The 2,491-nt window shown below is 64.7% G+C and carries 3 protein-coding genes; all 3 read right to left on the bottom strand.

The window, feature by feature from the left end; translation table 11 throughout:
* Window positions 1-290: 290 nt before the first annotated feature.
* On the bottom strand, window positions 291-1,358 hold the full coding sequence (locus tag AC1D1P_RS20780; protein WP_477674268.1) for a FecR family protein: 1,068 nt from the start codon (window positions 1,356-1,358) through the stop codon (window positions 291-293).
* A gap of 99 nt (window positions 1,359-1,457) precedes the next feature.
* Window positions 1,458-2,081 carry a sigma-70 family RNA polymerase sigma factor gene (locus AC1D1P_RS20785; protein WP_477674269.1) on the bottom strand — a complete coding sequence of 208 codons (624 nt, stop codon included), beginning with the start codon at window positions 2,079-2,081 and terminating at the stop codon, window positions 1,458-1,460.
* A 242-nt stretch (window positions 2,082-2,323) separates the two neighbouring features.
* Window positions 2,324-2,491, bottom strand: a 168-nt coding sequence (locus AC1D1P_RS20790) for an Lrp/AsnC ligand binding domain-containing protein (protein WP_477674270.1), incomplete at its 5' end; no start/stop codon positions are given.

A 2,491-nucleotide genomic window follows, 5' to 3' on the forward strand; every position in this document is an offset into this window, starting at 1 on the left:
GATCTGCATGGGGGTGGCGGCGCGCGTGCTGGCGGCCCCCTGGGAGTAAACCACCGAGCTGCCGAGGGCCAGAATCAGGGCCAAAGGGGACAGGTGGAAGCGGGAACGAGGCATGCGTGCAATCTCCGGGAGAAGGTTTAAATAAGAATCCTTCTCATGTAGACGCGTGGGTCCCGGGAAACCCTAGGTCGGGCACAAAGTTTTTTTGTGTCCTGATGTCAGCCGTGCTTCGGCCAGCAGACTAGGCAGCTCAAGCTAATAACCAACGGTTAATGGCGAATGGCGAACGGTTAATGACCGGCGGCGACGATCTCGGCCTCGCCGCCCTGCTCGCGCAGCCGCACCGGCAAAACCTGCGGCAAGACGCGGGCGAAGTTGCCCGGCCGCCGCGGGTCRAACGTGCCCGTCACGCGCAGCGCGGCCACGGCCGGCTCCCGCACCGTCAGGTGCACCGGGCCGTAACGCTCAAACTCGGCCAGGGCCTGGTTCAGCGGTGTGTTGTCAAAACTGACGCGGCTTTCACGCCAGGGCGCAATCCCGGCTGCGGGCACGACAGACACCGCGCCCAGCAATCCCGACATGTCGCTCGCAATTTGCTGGCCCGCGACCAGCTCGACCGCCGCGTCCGTGGCGGACCGTTCGGCGCGCGCCACGCGCACACGCCCTTCTTCCACCGCAACCTGCACACCTGCACGGCCCGGCACACCAGGCGTGTAGCGCACAGAAAACCGCGTGCCGACCACCGTGATGCGCAAAGGCCCGGCCAGCACATCGAAAGGACGCGCCGGGTCACCCATGACCTGGAACATTGCCTGTCCCAGCGGCAGACGTACCACGCGGCGCTCACGGTAAAGCGTGACATCGGCGGTGGTCAGGGTGTCCAGCCTCAGGCGGCTGCCTTCCGGCAAGACCACCTCCAGCTGCTGGCCTCGGGTGGTGGCAAAACTTTGCTCGAACACCGGCTGCTGTTGCCAGAGGCTCCAGGCCATATAGCCCCCGCAGGAAACCATCAACGCCACGGCGGCCAGCGCGCCCTGCGCCACCCAGGCAGACAGCCCCTGCCACCAGGCGCGCTGGCGCGGCGCGGCGCGGGCGGCAGCAACGGCTTTGTCGTCGGCGAGGTTTTGCCTCAGCGTGCGCAAGCCGTCCGCCGGCAGCGCGTCGAGCAAACGCCAGTCGCGCTGGTGGCGCGCGAAGGCTGCGCCGTGGGCGCTGTCTGCCGCAAGCCAGGCCTGGAACGCAGCCTCGTCCGCCGCCTCAAGCTGCCCACCGGTACGCCGCACGAACCAGTCCAGCGCCGCTTCGTCGGGCTCTGTGGACGGTGCGGCTGGCGGATGGGCTGGCGGCGGGGTGTTCATGGTGTGCTTATCGGCTCTTGGATGTAGACGCACGAACAAACTGAAACCCTATGCCGGGAAAGCAAAAATACAAATAAAAATTCATTCGAAAGCCGAAAGTCATTCGCGGGCAGGTTTTCTTCGTCGGAGCACCGGGGTAGAGATGGGGGTAGAAGTTGGGCCGGCGGCGGCGGGCGCCCCGTCGAGCGCGTCTTTGCAGCGCCTGCAGGCGTCCATGGCCAGCTTGATGTGCTGCTCGACCATCTTGCGCGAGATGCCCATCTGCTCGGCCACCTCCGAATGCGGCAGGCCGTCAAACTTGTGCAGGATAAAGGCCTCGCGGCAGCGCAAAGGCAGGGCATCGATCGTGGCCAGCAGGGCATTCACACCCTGCGCGGAAGACGCCGCCGCATCGGGCTCGCAGGCCAGCGGCGCCGCGAGGTTCTCGAGCTCGGCGGCCGAGGCCTCGGCATCGGGATGCAGCGCCTCGCCGCGCACTTCACTGCGGCGGTGCTGGTCGATCTGCAGGTTGCGGGCTGTGCGGTAGAGCAGTGCGCGCGGCTCCGGCACCGCCTGGCCGGAATGCTGCACCGCCAGCACGCGCGCATAGCTCTCCTGCACGACATCAGCCGCGGCATCGCGGTTTCGCACCGTGCGGGAACAGAAGTTCAGCAGTTCTTGGTAATAGCGCTCAAGCACAGGTCGGTCATTGCCATGGAGGTGACGGATCCCTTCAAGCGGCATACGAGATGTGGCGGTGGCTGACCAGGCGCGCGTCGTAGATGGGAATTATTCTCATTATTACCGAAGCGTGCTACCGGGCCAGCACCATTACCTTTGATACCACGCGGCCTTGCTGAACAGCGGTTCGTGAATTCACATGCGGGTCTCAAGGGCCTGAGACATCGCAAGAAGGAAGCGAGGAATGTGCGTTGTCTATGGTCGGTGCGCTTCAACCTTCATCGGGATTGTCAACACCCTGAAAACTACATAACTGGCAGTTCCGTCGTTGAGAGCACCTGCTTCAGCACGACGAAAGTGCGGATCTGCCGCACCCCCGGGAGGTAGAGCAGCTCCGCAGCATGCAGGCGGTTAAACGATTCGTTGTCCTGCGTGCGGACGGTGTCGAAATAGTCGAACTCGCCCGACACCAC

The organism is Polaromonas sp. P1_E1_2 (genome assembly GCF_056406035.1).